We start from the raw sequence: 23,287 nt of genomic DNA on the forward strand, positions 1-23,287 counted from the left end.
CCCGTGCAGCATCTCGACCTGCAGGTGGTGCGCCAGGCGGCGCAGTGGTCGCGTGACGGCTTGCGCGTGTGGCTGTGCACGGTGCTCTGCACCTACGGCTCGGCGCCGCGCGCGCCGGGCTCGCTGCTGGCGGTCAACGAGCAGGGGCACTGGGTCGGCTCGCTGTCCGGCGGCTGCGTCGAGGAGGACTTCCTCGAGCGCGTCGCCGCTGGCGAGTTCGCCGGGGCCGTCGCCGTGGTGCGCTATGGCGACGGCAGCGACACCCGCGGCAACATCCGCCTGCCCTGCGGCGGCATCCTCGATGTGCTGGTGGAGAACCTGCCGGGCGACTGCGCGACCCAGGCGCACCTCGGTGAGCTGGAGGCGGCCTTGCTGGGCCGTCGCCGGCTGCTGCGCGAGGTCGACCTGCGCACGGGCGAACGTCGCGTGCTGGATGACCACAGCCAGGGGCCACGGGTGGAGCAGGGCGGCGAATCCGTGCGCTTGCGCGTCGGCGCCGCCCAACGCCTGTTGCTGGCCGGCTACTCGAGCGTCGCGCACTTCTGCGCCGAGTTCGGCAAGGGCCTGGGCTTCGAGGTGGTGCTGTGCGACCCTCGCGACGAGGTGATGGACAACGTGGTGCTCGACGGGATAGAAATCCGTCGGGAACTGCCCTCGCTGTTCATCGCCAACGGTGGTTGCCACCGCGACACGGCGGTGGTGGCGCTCACCCACGACCCGAAGATCGACGACCTGGCCATGCTCGAAGCGGTACACACCGAAGCGTTCTACATTGGCGTGATGGGCTCGCGGGCCACCTCGGAAAAACGCCGTGAACGCCTGCGCCGTATCGGCGGGCTCGGCGATGCCGAGATGGCGCGCATCCATGCCCCCATCGGCCTCAACCTGGGCAGCAAGACGCCGGCGGAGATCGCCCTGGCGGTGCTCGCCGATATCTTGCGCACTCGTAGCGGCATCGCCCGCGAGGCCTTGTGAGCGTCGTCGCGCTGGTGCTGGCGGCCGGCCAGGGTGCGCGCTTCGGCGCGGACAAGCGTCGGGCCGTGCTCGGCGATGGTCGTAGTCTGTTGCAGCACAGCGTCGAGCACGCCCTGGCGGCGTTCGACGAGGTGCGTGTGGTGCTGCGCGCTGGCGAGCGGGGCGAGGACCTGGGTTTGCCGGCGGGCTGCCGGGTCGTTCATAGCCTCGATGCCGGGCTAGGCATGGGCCATAGCCTGGCGGCCGGCGCCGCATCGCTGGGGGACAGCGAGGCAAAGGCCGTCGCCATCCTGTTGGGGGACATGCCGTGGATTCTGCCCGCAACCTTTCGGCGCTTGATCGCAGCTGCTGGCCCTTCGGTCATCGTGGTGCCGCGTCATCAGGCTCAGAATGGGCATCCGGTGCTGTTTGGGCGGGAGTTCTGGGCCGAGCTCGGCGGGTTGTCCGGTGATGAAGGGGCACGCGCCGTGTTGCGACGGCATGCCGATCGCGTTGTTGTTCTGGACCTGGACGATGGCGGGGTCGTGCGCGACGTCGATACGCCGTCTGCGCTCGGCTAGACTGCTCTGGTCCCATTCGTAACCCTTGTAGGAGCGGCCTTGTGTCGCGAAAGGGGCGCGCAGCGGCCCCAGGTTCTGAGCCACCCTCGAAATTGCTGGGGCTGCTGTGCAGCCCTTTCGCGACACAAGGCCGCTCCTACAGGGACCGCGCGGTCTGATGTACCGATGCCACAGGCAGTCATTGAGGGAAAACCCTCATTGCCGCTCATCCGGTGGCCTCCTAGCATGGATCCGGTCAACCCCCAGGCACTGGAGCACAGCCATGACCAGCAACAACGACGACAAACGCCCGACCCTCGATCCGGCCGAGGACAACGCCTTCTTCCCCTCGCCGTATTCCCTCAGCCAGTTCACCTCGCCCAAGTCCGACCTCAGCGGCGCCGACTACCCCGACGCCTACAAGGGCGGACGCTGGAAAATCCTCCTGATCGGCGCCGACGAGCGCTACCTGCTCACCGACAACGGCACGCTGTTCTCCACCGGCAACCATCCCGTGGAAACCCTGCTGCCCATGTACCACCTGGACAAGGCCGGTTTCGCCTTCGACGTCGCGACCTTGTCGGGCAACCCGGTCAAGTTCGAATACTGGGCCATGCCGCGCGAGGACCAGCAGGTGCTCGGCCTGTTCGAGCGCTACAAGCCAGCGTTCAAGCAGCCGCGCAAGCTCGCCGAGGTGATCGACAGCGCCCTGGGTGACGACTCGGACTACATCGGCGTGTTCATTCCCGGTGGCCACGGCGCGTTGATCGGCCTGCCGGAAAGCCAAGAGGTTGCCCAGGTGCTGAAATGGGCGGCGGATCACGACAAGTTCGTCATCACCCTGTGCCACGGTCCGGCGGCGCTGCTGGCTGGCGGCAAGCTGTTCGATGGCTACAAGATCTGCGCCTTCCCCGATGAGCTGGATGCCAAGACCCCGGACATCGGTTATATGCCCGGTCACCTGACCTGGAAGTTCGGCGAGCGCCTGCAGGCTCAGGGCGTCGAGATCGTCAACGACGGCATCTCCGGCGCCGTCCACCAGGATCGCCGGCTGCTCACCGGCGACAGCCCGCTGGCCGGCAACGCCTTGGGCAAGCTGGCCGCCGCGGCCTTGCTCAAGGCGGCCAACGGCGAGTGAGCGGCATGCCGTTCGACGAGGTGGTACAGGCGGTCCGGCAGATCGAGCAGGCCACCGCCCTGGCGACGATCCAGACGGCCGTGCGCAACGTCGCCCGGCCGCTGGGCTATGACCGCTTCGTGCTGTTCAGCGCCAGCGCCGCGCGGGACGAGGTGGTCGAGCGCATACACTGGGTGGAAGGGGACTGGTTCGGTGACGGCCAGGCGGTCGATGCCCGGACCTACGTGCGCCATTGCCCGGTGACCCGCCATCTGCTGGCAGCCCGTGAAGCGTTCTTCTGGAGCAAGCAGCCGAGCGACGAAGGTGAGCGCTATCGGGTGGTGCGGGTACCCTGCGGGTCGGGTATCCATGGCCTGCAGGTGCCGGTGTTCGGCCCGGCAGGCCTGGAGGGCGCGATGAGCCTGGGCGGCGTGCGCATCGACGCTTCGGCGTCGGCGCGCCTGGCCCTGAGCCTGCTGGCCAACGCCGCGTTCCTCGGTGCACGGCGGCTACTGGAGGCACCGCCCGGCGAGGGGCAACTGTCGGCGCGTGAGCGCCAGGTGCTGGCCTGGACCGCCGCCGGGCAGCGCCAGGCGGATATCGCCGCCACCCTGGGCCTGTCGGTGCGCACCGTGGAAAACCACCTGCGCGCCGCCCGTCGGCGCCTGGGGGTGAGCACCACCGCCCAGGCGATCAGGATCGCCCTGGGCAGCGGCGCGCTCGACTGACTCAGCTGTTGTGCGCAACCTGCAACACCACCTTGCCGATATGCCGGCCAGACTCCATCAGGGCATGGGCCTGGCTGGCCGCCGCCAGCGGGAAAGTCGCATGGACCAGCGGCTTGACCGCGCCGCTGCGCACATGGGGCCAGGCTTTGGCCTGCAGGTCCGCGAGGATCGCCGCCTTGTCGTCGGCGCTGCGCGCGCGCAGCGTCGAGCCGATATGGGTCAGGCGCTTGGTCAACAGGGGGAACAGGTCGACCTCGGTGGCCGGGCCCTTGACCACGCCGATCTGCACGATGCGCCCATCCATGGCCGCGGCCTTGAAATTACGGGCCACATAGTCGCCGGCGATGATGTCGACGATCACGTCCACGCCCTTGCCCTCGGTGTGCAACATGACCTGTTCGACGAAGTCCTCGCGGGTGTAGTCGATGGCCACGTCGGCGCCCAGTTCGAGGCTGGCGGCCTGTTGCCCGGCGCCATTGACCGTGGTGAGGATCTTCGCCGCGCCCAGGGCCCGGGCCAGCTGCGTGGCGGTGGTGCCGATGCCGGACGCGCCGCCGTGGATCAACACGCTTTCACCGGCCTTGAAGCCGCCACGCTGGAACAGGTTGACCCAGACGGTCATGAAGGTTTCCGGCAAGGCCGCACCCTCGACCATCGACAGGTTGTCCGGCAGGTGCGCGGTGGTGCGTTCGTCGGCCACGGCGTACTCGGCATATCCGCCGCCCTGGACCAGGGCGATCACCGCGTCGCCAACGGCAAAGTGGCGGACCTGCTCGCCGATGGCCACGACCTTGCCGGCGATCTCCAGCCCCGGAATGTCCGGCGCGCCGGCGGGAGGGTCGTACAGGCCCTTGCGCTGCAGCAGGTCGGGGCCGTTGACGCCGGCGGCATGGACCTGGATCAGCACCTCCCGGGGACCTGGTCGAGGCGTGGCATGGGTGGCGGCCTGCAGGACCTCGGGGCCTCCTGGCTGGGTAATGTCGATGGCGATCATGTGAGTGGGGATGTGACGCATGAAGACCTCTGTCATTCTGAGGAAAGGCCGCTTTGGCCCGGTGTGTCACAGGGTATGAAACCCGCGCTGCGCGGTCGCGCGGCGATTTTGCGACGCACCTTTGCAGATTTTCTTCAGGTGGGTTTCCTGCCGCGATGCCTGCGGGCCGACAAGTAATGGAGTGAGCGAATGAACTGGGATGACGCCCGCATGCTGCTGGCCTTGAGCCGCGAACTGACCCTGCGCCGCGCCGCCCGGGTGCTGCGCGTCGACCAGGCCACCGTGGGCCGGCGGGTGGCGGCGCTGGAGGCCGACCTTGGCGCGACCCTGTTCCTGCGCACCCCTGCCGGTTACCAGTTGACCGCCACCGGCGAAGTGGCCGTGGAGCTGGCGCAGAAGATGGAGCAGGCCGCCCTGGAGCTGGCCCGTCGCACCCGGGGCAGCGATAACGAACAGGCCGGCGAGGTGCGGATCGCCACCACCGATTCCCTGGCGCTGGAGTTCGTCATCCCGGCGCTGCGCCGGTTGCACGACGACCACCCCGAGGTGCGCATCGTGCTCAGCGGCAGCTCGGAGATCGTCAACCTGTCGCAACGCGAAACCGACATCGCCATCCGCAACCAGCGCCCGGACAACCCCGACCTGGTGCTGCGCAAGCTGGCCAGTTGGCAGATGGGGCTGTTCGCCTCGGCGGACTATCTGGCGCGTCGCGGCATGCCGCAGGAGGGCAGTTTCGCCGGCCACGACCTGGTGGTGTACGAGCCGTACTGGCGTGATCGCGGGGTACCGACTCTGGTGGATGTGCCCATGGGTGAGGGCAGGGTGGTGATGGCGGCCAATGCCAGCATGATGTTGCGCCGGGGCATCGCCGAAGGGTTGGGCCTGGGCGAGATTCCCGTGGAGCTGGGGCAGCGCGACGGCCTGCTGCGGGTCTGGCCGCAGCGCGCGCGCAGCCAGCCCTACGAGGTATGGATGGTCACCCATCGCGACCTGCGCCACACGGCGCGGGTGCGGGCCGTGATCGAGCATCTGGTGCGGGCGTTTGCCGATTGAAGGGGCGGTCCTGTCCGGATGCCTTCAGCTGGCGGGCAGCTTCAGCGGATGCAAGGTGCGAAAACCCTGGGCCTCTTCCACCAGCCAGTCATGCACCGCACGCGCTCCCGGCTGGCTCAGCCCGCCCGGCGGATACAGCAGCACATAACGCTTGTGGTTGGCGATCGGCACCCCGAACGGCACGATCAACGCGCCGCGTTCCAGCTCGTCGTTGAGCAGGGTGCGCCGGGCGATGGCCACGCCGACCCCGGCGATGGCGGCCTCGATGGTCAGGTGGTTGCGGTTGAAGGTGTGCCCGCGGCGTACGTCCAGCCCGCTGGCGCCGATACCGTCGAGGTAGAACTCCCATTCGGCGTATTCCGAGCTGCCGCGCCAGGCGGTGATGTCGTGCAGCAGCGGGTAGTGGGCCAGGTCCGCCGGGCCGTGCAGCGGCGGGCGGCCGCGCAGCAGGGCCGGTGAGCAGACCGGAAAGATCTGCTCGTCCAGCAGCGGGGTGGAGAGCATGCCCGGGTAACTGCCGTCATTGAGGTCGATGGCCAGGTCGAAGTCTTCCGGGTGCAACGCCTGGTTGCTGTCCTCGGCCACCAGGCGCAGCTCGATGTCCGGGTAGCGCTGCTGGAAGCGGGGCAGGCGCGGGGTCAGCCACTTGGCCAGGAACGAGGGGATCGAGCGCAGGCGCAGGGTGCCACGGATTTCACCGGCATCCAGGCGCAGCAGCTCGGCCTCGATGCCGCCATAGGCCTCGGCCACGGTCTGCGCCAGGCGCTGGCCTTCGGCGGACAGCTCGACGCCGCGGGCGCGGCGCAGGAACAGGCGAAAGCCCAGGCGTTCCTCGAGCTGGCGCATCTGCTGGCTGACCGCGCCGGGGGTGATGTGCAGCTCCTCGGCGCAGCGGGTGAACGACAGGTGCCGCGCCGCACAGGAGAACACGTGCAGCCAGACGAACACCTGGCCGTTGAGTGGGCCTTTCATCGTTTAGTCCTGCTAAAGGCTTATGTAGGAAGTTTCGTTGGTCAAGCTGGCCTGAGAGGGGCAGTATCGCGCAACTTGGCAATACCGCTCAAATTTTCCAGAGAGCCGTGGCACATCGTAAAGGGTTGTCACGGTCAGGCATTAGCATGGCTATCAGTGTTTTCGACCTTTTCAAGATTGGCATCGGCCCGTCCAGCTCCCACACCGTCGGCCCCATGCGCGCTGCGGCGACCTTCGCCCAGGCCCTGCGTGAACGCGGCCTGCTGGCCCAGGTGCGGCGAGTCGAGGTGCGCCTCTATGGCTCGCTGTCGGCCACCGGTGTCGGTCACGCCACGGACCGCGCCTGCTTGCTGGGGTTGATGGGCCAGTGGCCAGACCGCATCGATCCGCACAGCATCGAGCCACGCATCGACCAGCTGATGCAGGAGCAGTGCCTGATGCTCGATGGCAGCCATCCGATCGAGTTCCAGTACAGCCGTGACATGCGCCTGCTTGACGAGAGCCTGGCCTATCACCCCAACGCGATGACCCTGGAGAGCTTCGACGGGCAGGGCAGCCAGTTCAGCCAGACCTACTATTCCGTGGGTGGCGGTTTCATTGTCGAGCAAAGCGAGATCGATGCGCCGCCAGCCAGTGACAGCGAAGTCGCCTTGCCCTACGAATTCTCCAGCGGCGCCGAGCTGCTGGCCCTGTGCAAGGCCCACAACCTCAGCGTCAGCCAGCTGATGCTGGCCAACGAGTGCGCCTGGCGCCCGGAAAGCGAGGTGCGCGAAGGCCTGCTGAAGATCTGGGCGGCGATGGGCGAGTGCGTCGACAACGGCCTGCGCAACGAAGGCATCCTGCCCGGCGGGCTTAAGGTCAAGCGCCGAGCGGCGCGCCTGCACCGCAGCCTGCAGGAGGTCGGCAAGCCGAACGTGATCGGCTCGACCCTCAGCGCCATGGAGTGGGTCAACCTGTTCGCCCTGGCGGTCAACGAAGAGAACGCCGCCGGCGGGCGCATGGTCACCGCGCCCACCAACGGCGCGGCCGGGATCATTCCGGCGGTGCTGCATTACTACATGAAGTTCAACCCCGGTGCCTGCGACGACGACGTGGTGGCGTTCCTCCTGGCCGCTGCCGCGGTGGGCATCCTGTGCAAGAAGAACGCTTCGATCTCTGGCGCCGAAGTGGGCTGCCAGGGCGAGGTGGGCTCGGCCTGCTCGATGGCCGCCGCGGGGCTTGCCGAAGTGCTGGGCGCCACGCCGCCACAGCTGGAAAACGCTGCCGAGATCGCCCTTGAGCACAACCTCGGGCTGACCTGCGACCCGGTCGGCGGCCTGGTGCAGATCCCCTGCATCGAGCGCAACGCGATCGCCGCGGTGAAGGCCATCAACGCGGTGCAGATGGCCCTGCGCGGCGACGGCGAACACTTCATCTCCCTCGACCGGGTGATCCGTACCATGCGCGATACCGGCGCGGACATGCACGCCAACTACAAGGAAACCTCCCGCGGCGGCCTGGCTGTCGCGTTCGTCGAGTGCTGACACCCAAGTGCTCCCCTGTGCGGGGCCAGCCCGCTCCCACGAAGCCGTTCCCACAATCCTGATTGAACCTGCAACACCCGCTGTACCTGCGACAAAAACAACTACAAGGCGATACCCAATGACTGATGTACAAAGCACCACGAGCGTTCGTGCGGATTCGGCTGCCCTGGCTTCGACCAGCGGCTCGACCACCTGGAACCGCCACGACACCACCTGGGCCCTGGGCCTGTATGGCACGGCGATCGGCGCCGGCACCCTGTTCCTGCCGATCAACGCCGGGGTCGGTGGTTTCTGGCCGCTGCTGATCCTGGCGCTGCTGGCGTTCCCCATGACCTTCTTCGCCCACCGCGCGCTGACCCGCTTCGTGCTGTCCGGGCGCAAGGGCGGCAACGAGGACATCACCGAGGTGGTGGAAGAGCACTTCGGCGTGGGCGCCGGCAAGCTCATCACCTTGCTGTACTTCTTCGCCATCTTCCCGATCCTGCTGGTCTACAGCGTGGCTTTGACCAACACCCTGACCAGCTTCTTCGAGCACCAGCTGCACATCGGCGCGCCGCCCCGGGCGCTGCTGGCCCTGCTGTTGATCTGCGGGCTGATGATCGTGGTGCGCTGCGGCCAGCAGATCATCGTCAAGGCCATGAGCGTGCTGGTCTATCCCTTCGTTGCCTCGTTGCTGTTGCTGGCCCTGAGCCTGATACCCAACTGGAACGGCGCGTTCTTCGCCCAGGCCAACGAAGGCATCAGCGCCTCCAAGCTGCTGCTGACCCTGTGGCTGGCGATCCCGGTGATGGTGTTCTCGTTCAACCACTCGCCGATCATCTCGGCGTTCGCCGTCGACCAGAAGCACCGTTATGGCAATGATGCCGACCGCAAGAGCGGCCGCACCCTGGCCACCGCCCATGTGATGATGGTGCTGACGGTGATGTTCTTCTGCTTCAGCTGCGTGCTGGCCCTGAGCCCGGCCGACCTGGCCGCGGCCAAGGCGCAGAACATCTCGATCCTGTCGTACCTGGCCAACCACTTCCAGACCCCGGTGATCGCCTTTGTCGCGCCGCTGATCGCGCTGGTGGCGATCACCAAGTCGTTCCTCGGTCACTACATCGGTGCCAGCGAAGGTTTCCAGGGCATGATCGTCAAGAGCCTGCGCGGACGCGGCAAGACCTGGCCGGCCAAGCGCCTGGAGCGCGCCACGGCGTTGTTCATGCTGGTGACCTGCTGGGCGGTGGCGACCCTCAACCCGAGCATTCTCGGGCTGATCGAAAGCCTGGGGGGGCCGGTGATCGCCTGCTTGCTGTTCCTGATGCCGATGTATGCGGTGCAGAAGGTACCGGCGTTGCGCCAGTACTCGGGCAAGCTGTCGAACGTGTTCGTGGTTTTGATCGGCTTGATCACGCTGTCGGCGATCGCCTACAGCTTCATGGCCTGACCGATGATCGCGGGGCCAGTCCGCTGCCACACCTTGATGTGGCTGCGGGCTGGCCCCGCGACGGTTCAGATCAAGCGTTTTCCAGGTGCTTGATCACAGCCTTCAGGCGTTCCGCTGGTTGCGGTTGGTCCTGGTGGGTGATGTCCGGCGCCTTGCGCACGCGGCCATGCTGGTCGACCCAGTGGCCGTTGCTGAAGTAGCGGTAGCTGGCAGTGCCGGCGTTCCAGCCTTGGTCGAGCAGGCCTTGCAGGTGGAAGGTCTGGGCGATCTGGCTGAGCGGGCCGCTCGGGCTGCCATCCAGGTGCAGGACAATTGACGGGCTACCTGAAGGTGCGAACGGCAGTTCGCTGTAGCCACCCCACACCTTGGCGTGGAACACCTGGACCGGATGCGTGGCCTGGATGATCGAGGCCCTGCCGGTGACCTTCTTCTGCACGGTATTCACCAGCAGGTCGAGGGTCAGGATCGGGGCGCCGAGCAGCCCGTTGCTGACGTTCAGGCGGGTATGAAAAAGTCCGAAGGACATGCTGATTCTCCTTGTCTGCTCAGGCTTTCTTGGCGGCCTTGGTGGCCGGGCTCTTGGTCGAGGCGAGGGCCTGGTCCAGGGCTTTGCCGACGGCACCGCTGGCCAGTTGCTTGAGTTGCGCGACGTCACCCGTGGCGATCACGGCTTCCAGGGTGGCGTTGTGCAGTTCGGTGGTCAGGTCGACGTTCGCCAGTGTCTGGATGCGTTTGAGCTCAAGCACGACGGGTACGTTGTCCACCTCGATCCAACGCTGGCCGTTGTAGTAACGGTAGCTGGCCGTGCCTTTCTGCCAGTCCAGGTCAAGCAGTGCGCGCAGTTCGAACTGCTCCGGCGAATTGGCGTGTGGGCCACCGTGGTTGCCACGTACCGTCAGCAGGATCTTGCCTTCGCTTGGCGGTTGCACGGTGAGGTAGCTGTAGGTGCCCCAGGCATCCAGGCCCAGCTCCAGCGGTGGGTTGGTGGTCTGGGTGATCTGCGCGTGGCCGTTGACGCTGCGGTCTGGCGTATAGACCAGCAGATCCAGCTGCAGGCGCGGGGCGCCCGGGGCATTGTTACCAATGAGGTAGGACACCGGGAACAGGCCTTCCGACGGTGCGGTCAGCGATACAGACATGATTGCCTCCGTTGCATTCAATGAATGAAATACCGTAACCAACGCTTGCGCAGGCGGACGGGGGAGAGAAGGGGAGAGGCAGGTAGACGGGCGGATGTACTGGCGTGCCCGGTGCGAGCGGCTGTTGGCAGCCGGCTTGTGCAGCCATCCCTGAAGTGCGGTGCCGCCTGCCTGGCAGCCCGCTTGAGTTAAGCAGGCAAAAAGTGCAGTGATGGCCTTTTTGCAGTATGTCCGACGAGTGGTGTCAATCAGGGCTGCAAGCCGGCTCCCGATCCGTGGGAGCGGGCTTGCCCCGCGATTAGATCTACAGGCTGGACTGCCTCACTTCGACTTTTTCTGCAATGCCACGAAGCTGCGGCGCATGTCGCTGGCCCAGCCATCGAGCACCGGCTTGACGTCGTTCAGGGTCAGTTGCGTGCTGTCGTTCTCCAGTTCCTTGCCGCTGCCCTTGCGCACTACCTGGGCCAGCACGTTCTGGTTGCCGCCGTCGAGGAATGCAGCCTCCACGGCAATGTCCACGGCCTGGTCGCGGCCGCCGGCGGCCGTGTTGACCGCCGCGGCCACCAGGGCGATGGGGATCACCTCGTAGGGCTTGAGGCCTTCGGTGCTGGTGGACACCGCGGTGATCGCCGGGCGCACCACGATGGTGTTCGGGCCGGGTTCCTTGACCAGGGTGAGCACGCTGCCCAGCTCTCGGCGCATCGCTTCGTTGAAGTAGCGGGTGATCTCCTGCAGGGTCTGCGCCGAGATCACGTTGGTCGGCTGTGGCTTGGGATAGAACTGGCTTGGCTCGATGAACACCTTGGTGTACTGGCTGGCCTTCACGTCCGGGTCGATCCAGCGCATCACCGGCGCACCGGAGACGCTCTCGGCCGGTTTCAGGCGGCTGTAGTCCTTGAGAAAGCCGGAATAGTCCTTGGGATCGACACGGTTGCTGGAACAGGCAACCAGGGCCAGCAGAGCAGCGCACAGCAGGGTGGTGCGAGGCAGGTGCTTCATGATGACGAGGTCCATGAGGGAAGTGGCCAGAACAACGCTAGCAGGTGGTTGGCCGAAGGCCAGTGTTCGGATGGCGACGGTTGCCGTTTCCTACTGTATTGCCGGAATACGCTGACTATCGATGGGGCTCTGACACTGTGAAGGTATGCCCTCCACGGGTATGTTTATTCTGGAGGTCCACTGTGACCAGCAAACTCATTGAATCACTGCGTGCCGACCTCTCGGCCCTCGAGCAGGCAGGTGCCGTCGGCAAGGTCACGTTGCGTGACTTCGAGGCGATCTGCCCAGCCCCGGTGCGGGCGTTCAGTGCCCAGGACATTCGCCACCTGCGCGAAGCGCTGAACTTCAGCCAACCGGTGTTTGCCCTCCACCTGCACACCAGCGCATCGACGGTGCGCAAGTGGGAGCAGGGCGAAACACGCCCGGCCGGGCCTGCCCTGAAGCTACTGAACATCATTGCCGACAAGGGGCTGCAGGCCATCCTCTGAAGCAGGGTTGTCAGCCCAGCGCCTCGCGCAACCGGTACCACAGCATGCCCAGCGCCAGCAGCGGCGAGCGCAGTGCCTTGCCGCCGGGGAAGGTCAGGTGCGGCACCGCGCTGAACACATCGAACCCCTGGCTGTGCTCGGTGGCGATGGCCTCGGCCAGCAGCTTCGCGGTCCAGTGGGTGACGTTCAGGCCATGCCCGGAGTAACCCTGGGCATAGAACACGTTGGGGTGCTGGCCGAGCCGACCGACCTGGGGGAAACGGTTGGCGGTGATGCCGATCATGCCGCCCCACTGGTAGTCCAGGCGTACCTCGGCCAGTTGCGGGAATACCTTGAGTACCTTGGGCCGCATGTAGGCGCCGATGTCCTTGGGGTCGCGCCCGGAATAGTGGCAGGCGCCGCCGAACAGCAGGCGGCGGTCGGCGGTCAGGCGGTAGTAGTCCAGCCCCACCTTCTGGTCGCACAGCGCCATGTTCTGCGGGATCAGCGTGCGCGCCAAGGCCTCAGGCAAGGGCTCGGTGGCCACCACGTAGCTGCCGGCCGGCAGCACCTTGCCGCACAGGCGCGGTTCCAGCGCGTCGAGATGGGCGTTGCAGCCCAGGATCAGGCTGTGAGCGCGGACCTTGCCCCGGGCGGTGTGCAGGGTCACCGTGCTGCCATGCTCGATGCGCAGCACCGGGCTGTGCTCGAAGATCCGCACACCCAGGCCGTGGGCGGCGCGCGCCTCACCCTGGACCAGGTCGAGCGGGTGCAGGTGGCCCGATCCCATGTCCACCAGGCCGCCGGCGTACAGGTCGCTGGCGACGATCTCGTGCATGCGTTCGGGGTTGACCAGGCGGGTCTCGTGGCGATAGCCCAGCTCGGCCAGGTCGCGCTGCTCGTCTTCGAAGGCGGCGAACTGGGCGGGGGTGTTGGCCAGCTCGCAGAAACCCCAGCGCAGGTCGCATTCGATGCCGTATTGCTCGATGCGATTGGCCACCAGGGCCACCGAATCGATGCCGGCCTGCTTGAGGTAGCGCACGCCGTCCTGGCCGACATGGCGGGCAAAGCCGGATACGTCGTGGCCGATGCCGCGGATCAGCTGGCCGCCGTTGCGTCCACTGGCGCCCCAGCCGATGCGGCGGGCTTCCAGCAGGATCACCGAGAGGCCGCGCTCGGCCAGTTCCAGGGCGGCATTGACCCCGGTCAGGCCGCCGCCGACCACGCAGACATCAGTCTGCAGGTCCTGGTCGAGCACCGGATAGGTGGCCGCCTGGCGCGCCGAGGCGGCATAGTAGGAGGCGGTGTGTTCGTTCATCTGTGGCATGGGCGGGCTCGGCTCAGCGGTTGGACTTGATCTTGCTCCAAGAGCGGGTCATCTGCCGCAGGATCCCGGGGCTCTGCATGGTCGAGACATACAGGTTGTCCAGCACTTCCTGGGGCGGGTAGATTTCGGGGTTATTCACCAGCGCCGGATCCATGTCGGCCTTGGCATCCGGGTTGGCGTTGGCGTAGCCGACCGTGGCGCTGACCTTGGCGATCACCTTGGGGTCGAGCAGGTAGTTGATGAAGGCCAGGGCCTGCTCGGGGTTCTTGGCGTCCTTGGGGATGGCCAGCAGGTCGAACCACAGGTTGCTGCCTTCCTTGGGAATGCTGTAGGCAACCTTGACGCCATTGCCCGCCTCCTCGGCGCGGTGGGCGGCCTGCAGCACGTCGCCGGAATAGCCGAAGGCGATGCAGACGTCGCCGTTGGCCAGGTCCGAGACGTACTTGGAGGAGTGGAAGTAAGTGATGTAGGGGCGTAGCTCCAGTAGGCGGGCCTCGGCCTTGCGGTAGTCGTCGGCCTTCTCGCTGCGCGGGTTCATGCCCAGGTAGTTGAGCATGGCCGGGAACAGCTCGTCCGGCGAGTCCATGAACGCCACGCCACACTGCTTGAGCTTCTTCAGGTTGTCGGCTTCGAACAGCACGGCCCAGGAATCGATCTTGTCGATGCCCAGCACCGCCTTGACCTTGTCGACGTTGTAACCGATGCCGTTGGTGCCCCAGAGGTATGGCACGGCGTACTGGTTGCCCGGGTCGTTCTGTTCCAGTTGCTTGAGCAGTTGCGGGTCCAGGTGCTGCCAGTTCGGCAGCTTGCTGCGGTCCAGCGGCAGGAAGGCTCCGGCCTGGGCCTGGCGCGCGAGAAAATGGTTGGAGGGCACGACCACGTCGTAGCCGGTGCGCCCGGCCAACAGCTTGCCCTCCAGGGTCTCGTTGGAGTCGAACACGTCATAGACCACCTTGATCCCGCTGCTGGCCTGGAAATCAGCCAGGGTGGTGTCACCGATGTAGTCGGTCCAGTTGTACACGCTGACCGTCGGCTGGGCCTGGACGGCGGCGCCGAACAGCAGGGCGAAGGTTGCGGGGATCAAAGCTTGCGGATGACGCATGTCGACACCTCGTTGGTCTTGTTCTTCGAATTCGGTGGTGTAGGGGCTGCTTTGCAGCCCATCGCCCGCAAGCCGGCTCCCACAGAAATTGTGTCGCTGGTGTGGGAGCTGGCTTGCCAGCGAAAGGGGTGCACAGCACCCCAAGGCGGATCACACGCTGAGTAGCAGGAACTCACGCTCCCACGAGCTGATCACCCGCTTGAAGTTCTCATGCTCGGCGCGCTTGACCGCGACGTAGCCCTGGACGAACTGCTGCCCCAGGTACTGCTGCACCTTCTCGCAGTCTTCCATGTGCTGCAGTGCGTCCTCGATGGTGATCGGCAGGCGCAGGTTGCGTCGCTCGTAGGCGCGGCCTTGCACCGGGGCGCTGGGTTCGAGCTTCTCGACCATGCCGATATAGCCGCACAACAGGCTTGCGGCGATGGCCAGGTAGGGGTTGGCGTCGGCGCCCGGCAGGCGGTTCTCCACGCGCATCGCCTCGGGGCTGGAGGTCGGCACGCGCAGCCCGGCGGTGCGGTTCTCCTCGCCCCACTCGACGTTCACCGGCGCCGAGGTGTCGGGCAGGAAGCGGCGGAACGAGTTGACGTTCGGGGCGAACATCGGCAGCAGCTTGGGGATGTACTTCTGCAGGCCACCGATATGGTGCAGGAACAGCTCGCTCATGCTGCCGTCGTCATTGGCGAAGATCGGCTTGCCGGTGGCGATGTCGACCACACTCTGGTGCAGGTGCATGGCGCTGCCCGGCTCGTCGGTGATCGGCTTGGCCATGAAGGTGGCGGTGACGTTGTGCTTGAGCGCCGCCTCGCGCAGGGTGCGCTTGAACACGGTGATCTGGTCGGCCAGGTCCAGGGCGTCGCCGTGACGGAAGTTGATTTCCATCTGCGCCGGGCCGTCCTCGTGGATCAGCGTGTCCAGGTCCAGGCCCTGGATCTCGCACCAGTCGTAGACGTCCTCGAACAACGGGTCGAATTCGTTGGCGGCGTCGATGGAGAACGACTGGCGGCCACTCTCGGCGCGGCCCGAGCGGCCCAGCGGCACCTGCAGCGGCAGGTCCGGGTCTTCGCAGCGCTGGGTCAGGTAGAACTCCATCTCCGGCGCGACGATCGGCTGCCAGCCCTTGTCGGCATACAGCTTGAGCACCTTCTTCAGCACGTTGCGCGGCGACAGCTCGATAGGGTTGCCCTGCTTGTCGAAGGTGTCGTGGATGACGATCGCGGTCGGTTCGATGGCCCAGGGGATCTGGTACACCGCCGTGGGGTCGGGGCGGCAGACCATGTCGATGTCGGCGGCGTCGAGCAGGCTGTAGTAGATGTCGTCATCGACGTAGTCGCCAGTGACGGTCTGCAGCAGCACGCTCTCCGGCAGGCGCATGCCGCGCTCGTGGAGGAACTTGGCGGTCGGGGCGATCTTGCCGCGGGCGATGCCGGTCAGGTCGCTGATCACGCATTCGACTTCGGTGATCCGGTGTTCTTTCAGCCAGGTGGACAGCTGATCGAAGGGGGCGTTCATACAAACCTCTTGGTTGGGTAGTTGTGGTGGGACGCAAGGCGTTCATCGCCGCAGGGCACTTCCCACAGGTGACGCTGAGGACTATCTTGGTCGCTGCCCCCCGGGGCGATCTATCCACTTTCTTCGGCAATCAATGCACCAAAAGAGTGCAACTAGGACAGCGCGTGACAACGCCAACCGCCTTGCAGGTCCAGGACTTCCGCACCACCGATGTGACCGAGCAGACCCGCGCCACCCCAGGCTGGCAGCAGCAGTATCGGCAGATGTCCCCCGGGCATTTCAACGGCCAACTGCGCTGGCTGGGGCTCGATGGCGTCGAGGTGTACGAGGAGCGCCTGAACACCCGGGTCGAGCAGTTCTTCCGCGCCCCCAGCGGCGCCCTGGCGTTCTGCTTCGACCGCAGCGAGAACAGCCTCTACCTGCTCAACGAAGACAGCCGCAATATCTGGATCACCCCGGAGAACTACCAGGAAGTGGCGGTGGTGTTCGAGCAGCCGTTCCTAGCCAGCCACGGCCTCGACCTGGAGCGCCTGCGCGGTCTGTTCATGGTGCCGCTGACCTGCCAGCAGAATGCCCTGTTCGGCAACTGGCTGAGCGCCACCCTGACCCGCCTGGGCCAGGCCGATTGCCCGCTGGAGGGCAGGGCGCTGGCCGAGCAATTACTGGAAGACTGCCTGTTCATCCTCGACAACGCCGGTCAGCGCCTGCAGGGCGAGGCGCTCGGACGGCGCGACGAGGAGCGGGCGATCATGCGCCGGGTCAGCGAATGGGCCGCCGATTGCCCCGACGAAACCCTCAACCTGGTGGAGCTGGCCAAGGTCGCCGGGGTTTCCGTGCGTCAGTTGCAGCAAGCCTTCAAAGGCTTCACCAACCTGCCGCCGGCGCACTGGTTGCGTCTGCGGCGGCTGAACGGCGCGCGGCGCGACCTGCTGGCAGGTGACGCGACCGTGGCCGAGGTGGCCATGCGCTGGTCGTTCTGGCATTTGGGGCGGTTCTCCGAAAGCTACCGCCAGCTGTTCCGCGAATTGCCGAGCGAGACGCTCAGGCGTGGTCGGGGAAACTAGGACCGAGCGGTAAAACTTGCTAGGGTGCCCGCCGCAGTCCTTGGGAGCATCGGCATGGATACCGAGCGGGCACCACGTTTCACCTACCAGAAAGTCCACCGCTACCTGAGCGACTGGCTCGACGCCCGCACGCCGGAGCTGGAGCATCGGTTACCCTCGCTGCGCGATGTCGCCCGGCATCTGCAGGTCTCGCTGTCGACCAGCAAACAGGCGTTCGCCTTGTTGGAGGCCCAGGGCCGCATCCAGGCCCGGCCCAAGGTCGGCTACTTCAGCGTGGCCCTGGCCTCGGTCGGGCAATTGCCCCCTTCGTTGAACCTGATCGACCGCCTGTACGCCAGTGCCCGGCAGCCGGGCATGCTGGCCCTTAGCAGCGACTCGCCGACCATGCTCGCTTCCCTCGAAGGACCGCTGCTGACGGTCGAGCGCGAGCTGCTGCGCCAGTTGCCACGCGCCGACGCGCCGCCGTTCTCGCCCTGTGGCGAGTCCTCGCTGCGTGAGGCCTTGGCCCGTTGCTACAGCCGTAGCGTCGATGATCACTGGCAGGCCGACCAGGTGTTCATCGGCGCCGACTGGCGTAGCGTGTTCGAACTGGCCGTGCGCACACTCTTGCCCCCGGGCGCCAGGGTGCTGGTCGAGTCGCCTTGCTCCTGGCTGGTCCTGCGCCTGCTGCAAGCTGCGGGGCTGAACATTGTCGAGGCGCCACTCGGCGCGGATGGCCGCTTCGATCTGGAGGCGATGGCGCGGCTGCTGGCAGAGAAGCCCGTGCAGGCGGCGGTGCTGTCATCGACCGTGAACATTCCCCAGGGTGGCGTGATGCCGGTCGAGGACAAGCAGCGGTTGTGCGCGCTACTGGCCGAACATCAGGCGTGGCTGTTCGAGAACGACAGTTATGGCGCGTTGTGCGACGACCCGGCGCGCTCGCGCTATCGCGACCATGCCAATCCCCAGCGCCTGCTGGTGCTGGCCGGTTTCGACAAATGCATCGGCGCCGAGGCACCGTTCGGCTACCTGCTGTGCCGTGGCGCGGCCGCTAGCCTGGCGGCGGCCTTCCTGGCCCAGGGCTTTCGCCTGCCCAGCTACCGTCAGCAGGCCGTTGCCCGCCTGCTGGTTTCCGGGCGCCTGGCGCGACACCAGGTGCAACTGATCCGGCACCTGGCGCATAGCCGACAGCGCATGGCGCAGCTGCTGCAGCGCCACGCCGGCGATTGCCTGCGCCTGAGCATGCCGGTGGCGGGCGCCACGTTCTGGCTGCAGGCATTGCGTCCGGTGGACATGCAAGCTGTCTGCGAGCAGTTGCTGGAGCAGGGCATCGTCATCGTGCCGGGCACGGTGTTCAGCCGGGCCGGGTACTGGCGGGATCATCTGCGCCTGAGTTTCACCGTCGATTGGCAGCAGGATATCGAGGGTGCGCTGGTATCGCTGGCCCAGGCGATCCGCCGGGCGCCTCAGCAGCCGTAGCAATGCTCGCGTTCTGGGAACTCGCCCTGGCGCACTTCGTTGGCGTAGCGGGCGCAGGCGACCCGGATCACCGCCGCCACGTCGGCATACTGCTTGACGAACCTCGGCTTGCGCGGCCCGCCCAGCCCCAGCAGGTCCTCGGTCACCAGGATCTGGCCATCGCAGGCGGGGGAGGCGCCGATGCCGATGCACGGTTGCCGGCTTTCCTCGCTGATACGTCGGGCCAGCGGCTCGGCCACGCCTTCGAGCAGCAGGCTGAAGGCGCCGGCGGCCAGGTTGGCACGGGCGTCCTCAAGAATCATCGCGGCGCTGTGCTCGGTGAGCCCCTGGGCCTTGTAACCACCCAGCACATTGACGAACTGCGGCATCAGGCCAACGTGGGCCATCACCGGGATGCCCCGCTCAACCAGAAAGGCCACGGTGGCGGCCAACGTCCGGTTGCTCTCCAGCTTCACGGCGTCGCAGCCGGTGGCGGACAGGACCTGGGCGCAGTTGCGCAAGGCCTGCTCGGGGGATTCCTGGTAGCTGCCGAACGGCATGTCGGCAATCACGCAGGCATGCTGGGTGCAGTCGACCACGGCGCGGGTGTGGGTGATGGTTTCTTCCAGGCGCATGGCCAGGGTCGAGCGCCGGCCGTAGGCGACCATGGCGGTCGAATCGCCTACCAGGATGAAATCCACCAGAGGGTCTATCAGGCGCGCGATCGGGGCGCTGTAGGCGGTGAGGGCGACGATCTTCTGTCGGCCCTTCATGGCGGCAAGATCAGGAACGGTCAGGCGGTGGCTGGTGGTCTGGGAGCTCATCGGTACCTCCGGAGTGCTGGGGAGGTGCTCGATTATTCGTTCGCGTGGCGGGGATTCAAGATACAGACTCGGGCTGATTTGCAGCCCAGCCCTGTGTAGGAGCGGCCTTGCCGAGGCGTCGGACCGGTCGGAATGGGGCGCGTAGCGGCCCCAGGGTCTATGTCGCAACACAGATCGTCGGGGCCGCTCTGCGGCCCTTTCCGACCGGTCCGACGCCTCGGCAAGGCCGCTCCTACAAAGGGATCGTGCCTGGATTGAGTGCGGGGAGCGAGAGGATCAGTTGCGATCCAGCCACACCGTCTGGGCGTTGGTGAACTCGCGCACGCCGAAGTGCGACAGTTCACGGCCGAACCCGCTCTTCTTCACCCCGCCGAACGCCACGCGGGGGTCGGAGGCGCAGTAGCCGTTGATGAACACGCCGCCAGTGTCCAAGGCTGCGATCATGCGCTCGGCCAAGGCATAGTCGGCGGTGTAGATCGTCGCGGCCAGGCCGAATTCGCTGTCGTTGGCCAGCTCCACGGCGTGCTCGGCATCGCGGGCGCTGATGATCGCCGCCACCGGGCCGAACAGCTCCTGCTTGAAGGCGGTCATGTCCGGGGTGACGTTGGCGAACACCGTCGGCGCGTAGAAGTTGCCCACGCCTTCGATCTTGCTGCCGCCCAGCAGCAGGGTGGCGCCTTCGGCCAGGGTCGCCTGGACCTGGCCGTCGAGTTCGTCGCGCAGGTCGTAGCGGGCCATCGGGCCGATGTAGGTGGCGTCGTCCAGCGGGTTGCCGAGGGTCAGCGCGCGGGTTGCCGCGACGAATTTTTCGGTGAACGCCTCGACGATGCTTTGCTCGACGATCAGGCGCTTGGCGGCTGCGCAGACTTGCCCGGTGTTCTGGTAGCGGCCGATCACCGCGGCCTTGACCGCGGCATCGAGGTCGGCGTCGGCCAGCACGATGAACGGGTCGGAACCGCCCAGTTCGAGCACGCACTTCTTCAGCGCGGCGCCGGCCTGCGCGCCGATGGCCATGCCGGCGCGCACGCTGCCGGTAAGGGTGATGGCGGCAATGCGCGGGTCGTTGATGGCGCGGGTGACGCCTTCGGGGGTGACGTTGAGCACCTCGAACACGCCTTCAGGCAGGCCGGCGCGCTTGAACAGGTCGGCCAGCAGGTAGGCACTGCCCATCACGTTGGGCGCGTGCTTGAGCACATAGGTGTTGCCCGCCAGCAGCGCCGGCACCGCGCCGCGCAGTACCTGCCAGATTGGGAAGTTCCACGGCATCACGGCGAGAATCGGGCCCAGCGGGCGGTATTCGATGCGGGCCTTTTCGACCTGGGTCGGCTCCGGTGCCAGCATGGCCGGGCCGTGTTCGGCGTACCACTGGCACAGGCCGACACACTTGCTGACCTCGCCGCGGGCCTGGCTGATCGGCTTGCCGATTTCGCGGGCGATCATCTGGGCAAAGGCTTCGGCGTTGGCCTGCAGGGCCTGCCCGAGCGCGACCAGGTACTCGCTGCGCTGACCCAGCGACACATTGCGCCACTGGTTGTAGCCCGCCTTGGCGCGTTGCAGCGCCGCGTCCAGTGCGGCGTCGGTGTCGAAGGCGTAGTGGCCGATCCGTTCGCCGCTGTAGGGATCGACGGAAATGGCGTGGGTCAGGCTGCTGATCTCGCTCATGGCAGGACTCTCATTGTTTTGATCGGGTGAGCCCAGACTAGGGGTAGCGTGCTTTAATGAAAACTGAATAATAATGAGTGAAACATTCACGTTTGGAGAATGACCGTGGACCTGGTGCAACTCGAGATGTTCAAGGCTGTGGCCGAGCACGGCAGCATCAGCGCCGCCGCCCAGCAGATCCATCGGGTGCCGTCGAACCTGACCACCCGCATCAAGCAGTTGGAGGAGGATCTGGGCGTCGAGCTGTTCATCCGCGAGAAGAGCCGCTTGCGCCTGTCGCCGGCCGGCTGGAATTTCCTCGAGTACACCCGGCGCATCCTCGACCTGGTGCACGAGGCACGGCTGACCGTGGCGGGCGAGGATCCCCAGGGCACCTTCGCCCTGGGCTCGCTGGAAAGCACGGCGGCGGTACGCATCCCGGCCTTGCTGGCGGCGTACAACCAGCGCTACCCCAAGGTCGACCTGGACCTCTCCACCGGCCCGTCGGGGACCATGCTCGAAGGCGTGCTGTCCGGGCGCCTGGTGGCGGCCTTCGTCGATGGCCCGGTGCTGCACCCGACGCTCGAGGGCATGCCGGTGTTCGAGGAGGAGATGATGGTCATCGCGCCGCTCAACCACCCGCCGGTCACCCGCGCGCGCGATGTGAACGGTTCGAGCATCTACGCGTTTCGCGCCAACTGCTCGTACCGCCACCATTTCGAGAGCTGGTTCGTCCATGACCAGGCGGTGCCGGGCAAGATCCACGAGATGGAGTCGTACCACGGCATGCTGGCCTGCGTCAGTGCCGGGGCGGGCCTGGCGATGATGCCGCGCAGCATGCTCGACAACATGCCGGGGTGCCGCACGGTAAGCGCCTGGCCGATGGCCGAGGACTTCCGCTACCTGAAGACCTGGCTGGTGTGGCGGCGGGGCACGGTGTCGCGCAGCTTGAGCATGTTCATCAAGCTGCTGGAGGAGCGTCGTGAGCTGCCCACGTCCTGACGGACTAACGGTGCGCCGGAATGCGAACCCCAGCCTCGGAAAGTCCTCCAAATGGTGTAGACCATCCCCCAAGTGGGAGGAATGCACCATGCGTACCCATCATTACGGCTTGTGCGCGGCGCTGTTGCTGGCCTTGGCCATGCCCTGGACATTGGCGGCGGCCGCCGACCTGAACGCGCCCATCGATCCGCAGGGCGTGCAGCTGCAACCCCAGGAGCAGAACGGCATCCGCTACCTGCAAGGCGGTATCGGCCAGGACGAGGCCAATGCCCTGCGCCGCACGCCCGGCTATGACCTGCATATCACCCTGTCGACCGGTGCGGACGGCAAGTTCCAGAGCGGCGCCGCGCTGGACATCCAGTCGGCCCAGGGCCAATCGGTGCTGGCGCTGCAGGACGTCGGGCCGCTGATCTTCGTGCAGTTGCCTGCGGGGCACTACCGGGTGATCGGCAATGCCGATGGCCGGACCGTGCAGCAGCAGGTGACGGTGGACGGAAAGGCGCCGGCGCGGGTCGATCTCAACTGGCGCTGAGGACGCGATCGCGGGGCAAGCCCGCTCCCACGAGGGCGGTGGAGGGGCGTAATGCATCTTCAGGACCGCCTGCAAGCTCTGGATGAGGTGGGTTACGCCGTCATACCCAAGGTGCTCGATCCCGTGCAGATCGCGCTGCTACGCTGCGCCATTGACGACCTGCAGCCAATCCACTGGGACTACCAGGGCCTGTTGGAGCACTACAAGTGCGTCTTCAACCGCGATCCGCTGTGGCTGCCGTTTCTCGACCTGCCGGCGCTGATCGAACTGGCCGAGGCGGCGCTGGGCAGCGATTGCCACATCATCGGCCAGACTGCCTGGCGCAGCCACCCCGGCTATCCGGGCATGGGCCTGCATCTCGATCACCTGCCATTCGAACTGCCAGGCGACGCGGGCTTCACGCCGCCCGTGCAGATCCTTACGGCGCAGCTGTACCTCTGCGATATCGACGATGCGATAGGGCCGACCTGGATCGTGCCCGGCAGCCATCATGCCGGGCGCCACCCCGGCGAGGGTGAACAGGCCTGGCAAGGGCAGGGCGCGGTGGCAGTGCTGTGCCGGGCCGGTGATGCACTGGTGTTTCGCAGCGATGTCTGGCATGGCGGCGGCACCAACCGCAGCGTCGGACAGGTGCGCGACATGCTCCAGGTGCACTACGGCCGGCGCATGGTGGCGCAGAAATTCTCACCCTACCTGCGCTGGCAGTTCAACCCGCAGGTGCTGGCCCAGGCCACACCCCGCCAGCGCCGGCTGCTCGGCGAGCACGAGGAGGCGGAATACGACTGAACCCTTGAATGGTACGTAGTGTCCTTAGCCAATAGTGGCAAATCACTTTCCACTATCGGAATATTCGGACAATAATCGAGGAAGTATTACCACTTGTAACCCGGTTGGATGTGCCGGGTCGCCGGTGCACA

At 66.4% G+C, this 23,287-nt stretch carries 23 protein-coding genes; 13 read left to right on the forward strand and 10 right to left on the reverse strand.

Going from position 1 to position 23,287, the window contains the following annotated elements; translation table 11 throughout:
• The first annotated feature begins 3 nt into the window (after window positions 1-3).
• From HU735_RS14845 to HU735_RS14860, 4 genes are all read left to right on the forward strand, one after another.
• Window positions 4-975 (forward strand): XdhC family protein, encoded by a 972-nt coding sequence (locus tag HU735_RS14845; RefSeq protein WP_186714117.1) that lies wholly within the window; start codon window positions 4-6, stop codon window positions 973-975.
• The gene (locus HU735_RS14850; protein WP_186714118.1) at window positions 972-1,535 is read left to right on the forward strand and encodes an NTP transferase domain-containing protein; all 564 of its coding nucleotides are present in this window, start codon (window positions 972-974) and stop codon (window positions 1,533-1,535) included. The genes HU735_RS14845 and HU735_RS14850 overlap by 4 nt, the downstream gene beginning before the upstream one ends.
• Before the next feature lie 262 nt (window positions 1,536-1,797).
• Window positions 1,798-2,652: a glyoxalase III HchA gene (gene hchA / locus HU735_RS14855; protein ID WP_186714119.1), complete on the forward strand. Its 855-nt coding sequence runs from the start codon at window positions 1,798-1,800 to the stop codon at window positions 2,650-2,652.
• Between the two features lie 5 nt (window positions 2,653-2,657).
• A complete protein-coding gene (locus HU735_RS14860; protein ID WP_186714120.1) occupies window positions 2,658-3,359 on the forward strand; it encodes a PA1136 family autoinducer-binding transcriptional regulator in 702 nt (233 codons plus the stop codon).
• A gap of 1 nt (window position 3,360) precedes the next feature.
• Here the strand turns inward: HU735_RS14860 and HU735_RS14865 are convergent, their stop codons facing one another.
• Window positions 3,361-4,353: an NAD(P)H-quinone oxidoreductase gene (locus tag HU735_RS14865; protein ID WP_186714146.1), complete on the reverse strand. Its 993-nt coding sequence runs from the start codon at window positions 4,351-4,353 to the stop codon at window positions 3,361-3,363.
• A 189-nt stretch (window positions 4,354-4,542) separates the two neighbouring features.
• On the opposite strand from HU735_RS14865, the gene HU735_RS14870 reads away from it, so the two are divergent.
• Window positions 4,543-5,406, forward strand: a complete 864-nt coding sequence (locus tag HU735_RS14870; protein WP_186714121.1) for a LysR family transcriptional regulator — start codon at window positions 4,543-4,545, stop codon at window positions 5,404-5,406.
• A 24-nt stretch (window positions 5,407-5,430) separates the two neighbouring features.
• On the opposite strand, the gene HU735_RS14875 is transcribed toward HU735_RS14870, so the two are convergent.
• The gene (locus tag HU735_RS14875; protein ID WP_186714122.1) at window positions 5,431-6,378 is read right to left on the reverse strand and encodes a LysR substrate-binding domain-containing protein; all 948 of its coding nucleotides are present in this window, start codon (window positions 6,376-6,378) and stop codon (window positions 5,431-5,433) included.
• Window positions 6,379-6,524: 146 nt separating this feature from the next.
• Here HU735_RS14875 and HU735_RS14880 point away from each other — a divergent pair, with 146 nt between their 5' ends.
• Together HU735_RS14880 and HU735_RS14885 are read left to right on the forward strand one after the other, a co-directional pair.
• Entirely contained in the window at window positions 6,525-7,901 is a 1,377-nt protein-coding gene (locus tag HU735_RS14880) for an L-serine ammonia-lyase (protein ID WP_186714123.1), read from the forward strand.
• A gap of 118 nt (window positions 7,902-8,019) precedes the next feature.
• Window positions 8,020-9,327 carry a serine/threonine transporter gene (locus HU735_RS14885; RefSeq protein ID WP_050705589.1) on the forward strand — a complete coding sequence of 436 codons (1,308 nt, stop codon included), beginning with the start codon at window positions 8,020-8,022 and terminating at the stop codon, window positions 9,325-9,327.
• Between the two features lie 70 nt (window positions 9,328-9,397).
• Here the strand turns inward: HU735_RS14885 and HU735_RS14890 are convergent, their stop codons facing one another.
• The 3 genes from HU735_RS14890 to HU735_RS14900 form a co-directional block, all read right to left on the reverse strand.
• Window positions 9,398-9,853, reverse strand: coding sequence for a DUF1842 domain-containing protein (locus HU735_RS14890; RefSeq protein WP_186714124.1), 456 nt, complete (start codon window positions 9,851-9,853; stop codon window positions 9,398-9,400).
• A gap of 19 nt (window positions 9,854-9,872) precedes the next feature.
• A complete protein-coding gene (locus tag HU735_RS14895) occupies window positions 9,873-10,466 on the reverse strand; it encodes a DUF1842 domain-containing protein (protein WP_186714125.1) in 594 nt (197 codons plus the stop codon).
• 321 nt (window positions 10,467-10,787) lie between these two features.
• Window positions 10,788-11,465, reverse strand: coding sequence for a DUF3313 domain-containing protein (locus HU735_RS14900; RefSeq protein ID WP_186714126.1), 678 nt, complete (start codon window positions 11,463-11,465; stop codon window positions 10,788-10,790).
• 182 nt (window positions 11,466-11,647) lie between these two features.
• Between HU735_RS14900 and HU735_RS14905 the strand changes: the two genes are divergently transcribed.
• A complete protein-coding gene (locus HU735_RS14905; RefSeq protein ID WP_186714127.1) occupies window positions 11,648-11,953 on the forward strand; it encodes a helix-turn-helix domain-containing protein in 306 nt (101 codons plus the stop codon).
• Between the two features lie 10 nt (window positions 11,954-11,963).
• Here the strand turns inward: HU735_RS14905 and HU735_RS14910 are convergent, their stop codons facing one another.
• The 3 genes from HU735_RS14910 to HU735_RS14920 all read right to left on the reverse strand — a co-directional run bounded on the left by HU735_RS14910 (window position 11,964) and on the right by HU735_RS14920 (window position 15,870).
• Complete coding sequence (locus HU735_RS14910) at window positions 11,964-13,259, reverse strand: FAD-binding oxidoreductase (RefSeq protein ID WP_186714128.1); 1,296 nt, start codon at window positions 13,257-13,259, stop codon at window positions 11,964-11,966.
• A 13-nt stretch (window positions 13,260-13,272) separates the two neighbouring features.
• The gene (locus tag HU735_RS14915; protein WP_186714129.1) at window positions 13,273-14,361 is read right to left on the reverse strand and encodes a polyamine ABC transporter substrate-binding protein; all 1,089 of its coding nucleotides are present in this window, start codon (window positions 14,359-14,361) and stop codon (window positions 13,273-13,275) included.
• Between the two features lie 150 nt (window positions 14,362-14,511).
• A complete protein-coding gene (locus HU735_RS14920; protein WP_186714130.1) occupies window positions 14,512-15,870 on the reverse strand; it encodes a glutamine synthetase family protein in 1,359 nt (452 codons plus the stop codon).
• 164 nt (window positions 15,871-16,034) lie between these two features.
• Between HU735_RS14920 and HU735_RS14925 the strand changes: the two genes are divergently transcribed.
• Both HU735_RS14925 and HU735_RS14930 read left to right on the forward strand, forming a co-directional pair.
• On the forward strand, window positions 16,035-16,934 hold the full coding sequence (locus HU735_RS14925) for a helix-turn-helix domain-containing protein (protein WP_186714131.1): 900 nt from the start codon (window positions 16,035-16,037) through the stop codon (window positions 16,932-16,934).
• Between the two features lie 54 nt (window positions 16,935-16,988).
• Window positions 16,989-18,392 carry a PLP-dependent aminotransferase family protein gene (locus tag HU735_RS14930; protein ID WP_186714132.1) on the forward strand — a complete coding sequence of 468 codons (1,404 nt, stop codon included), beginning with the start codon at window positions 16,989-16,991 and terminating at the stop codon, window positions 18,390-18,392.
• Here the strand turns inward: HU735_RS14930 and panB are convergent.
• Both panB and HU735_RS14940 read right to left on the reverse strand, forming a co-directional pair.
• On the reverse strand, window positions 18,380-19,195 hold the full coding sequence (gene panB, locus HU735_RS14935) for a 3-methyl-2-oxobutanoate hydroxymethyltransferase (protein WP_186714133.1): 816 nt from the start codon (window positions 19,193-19,195) through the stop codon (window positions 18,380-18,382). The two genes, HU735_RS14930 and panB, sit on opposite strands and share 13 nt — an antisense overlap.
• 276 nt (window positions 19,196-19,471) lie before the next feature.
• Window positions 19,472-20,857: an aldehyde dehydrogenase family protein gene (locus tag HU735_RS14940; protein ID WP_186714134.1), complete on the reverse strand. Its 1,386-nt coding sequence runs from the start codon at window positions 20,855-20,857 to the stop codon at window positions 19,472-19,474.
• A 105-nt stretch (window positions 20,858-20,962) separates the two neighbouring features.
• Between HU735_RS14940 and HU735_RS14945 the strand changes: the two genes are divergently transcribed.
• The 3 genes from HU735_RS14945 (at window position 20,963) to HU735_RS14955 (ending at window position 23,156) form a co-directional block, all read left to right on the forward strand.
• Window positions 20,963-21,838, forward strand: coding sequence for a LysR substrate-binding domain-containing protein (locus HU735_RS14945; RefSeq protein ID WP_186714135.1), 876 nt, complete (start codon window positions 20,963-20,965; stop codon window positions 21,836-21,838).
• Window positions 21,839-21,926: 88 nt separating this feature from the next.
• Window positions 21,927-22,370: a hypothetical protein gene (locus HU735_RS14950; protein WP_050705600.1), complete on the forward strand. Its 444-nt coding sequence runs from the start codon at window positions 21,927-21,929 to the stop codon at window positions 22,368-22,370.
• A 51-nt stretch (window positions 22,371-22,421) separates the two neighbouring features.
• Window positions 22,422-23,156, forward strand: coding sequence for a phytanoyl-CoA dioxygenase family protein (locus HU735_RS14955; RefSeq protein WP_186714136.1), 735 nt, complete (start codon window positions 22,422-22,424; stop codon window positions 23,154-23,156).
• Window positions 23,157-23,287 lie beyond the last annotated feature (131 nt).

The organism is Pseudomonas sp. BW16M2, from assembly GCF_014268865.1.
GTDB classification, from domain to species: domain Bacteria; phylum Pseudomonadota; class Gammaproteobacteria; order Pseudomonadales; family Pseudomonadaceae; genus Aquipseudomonas; species Aquipseudomonas peradeniyensis.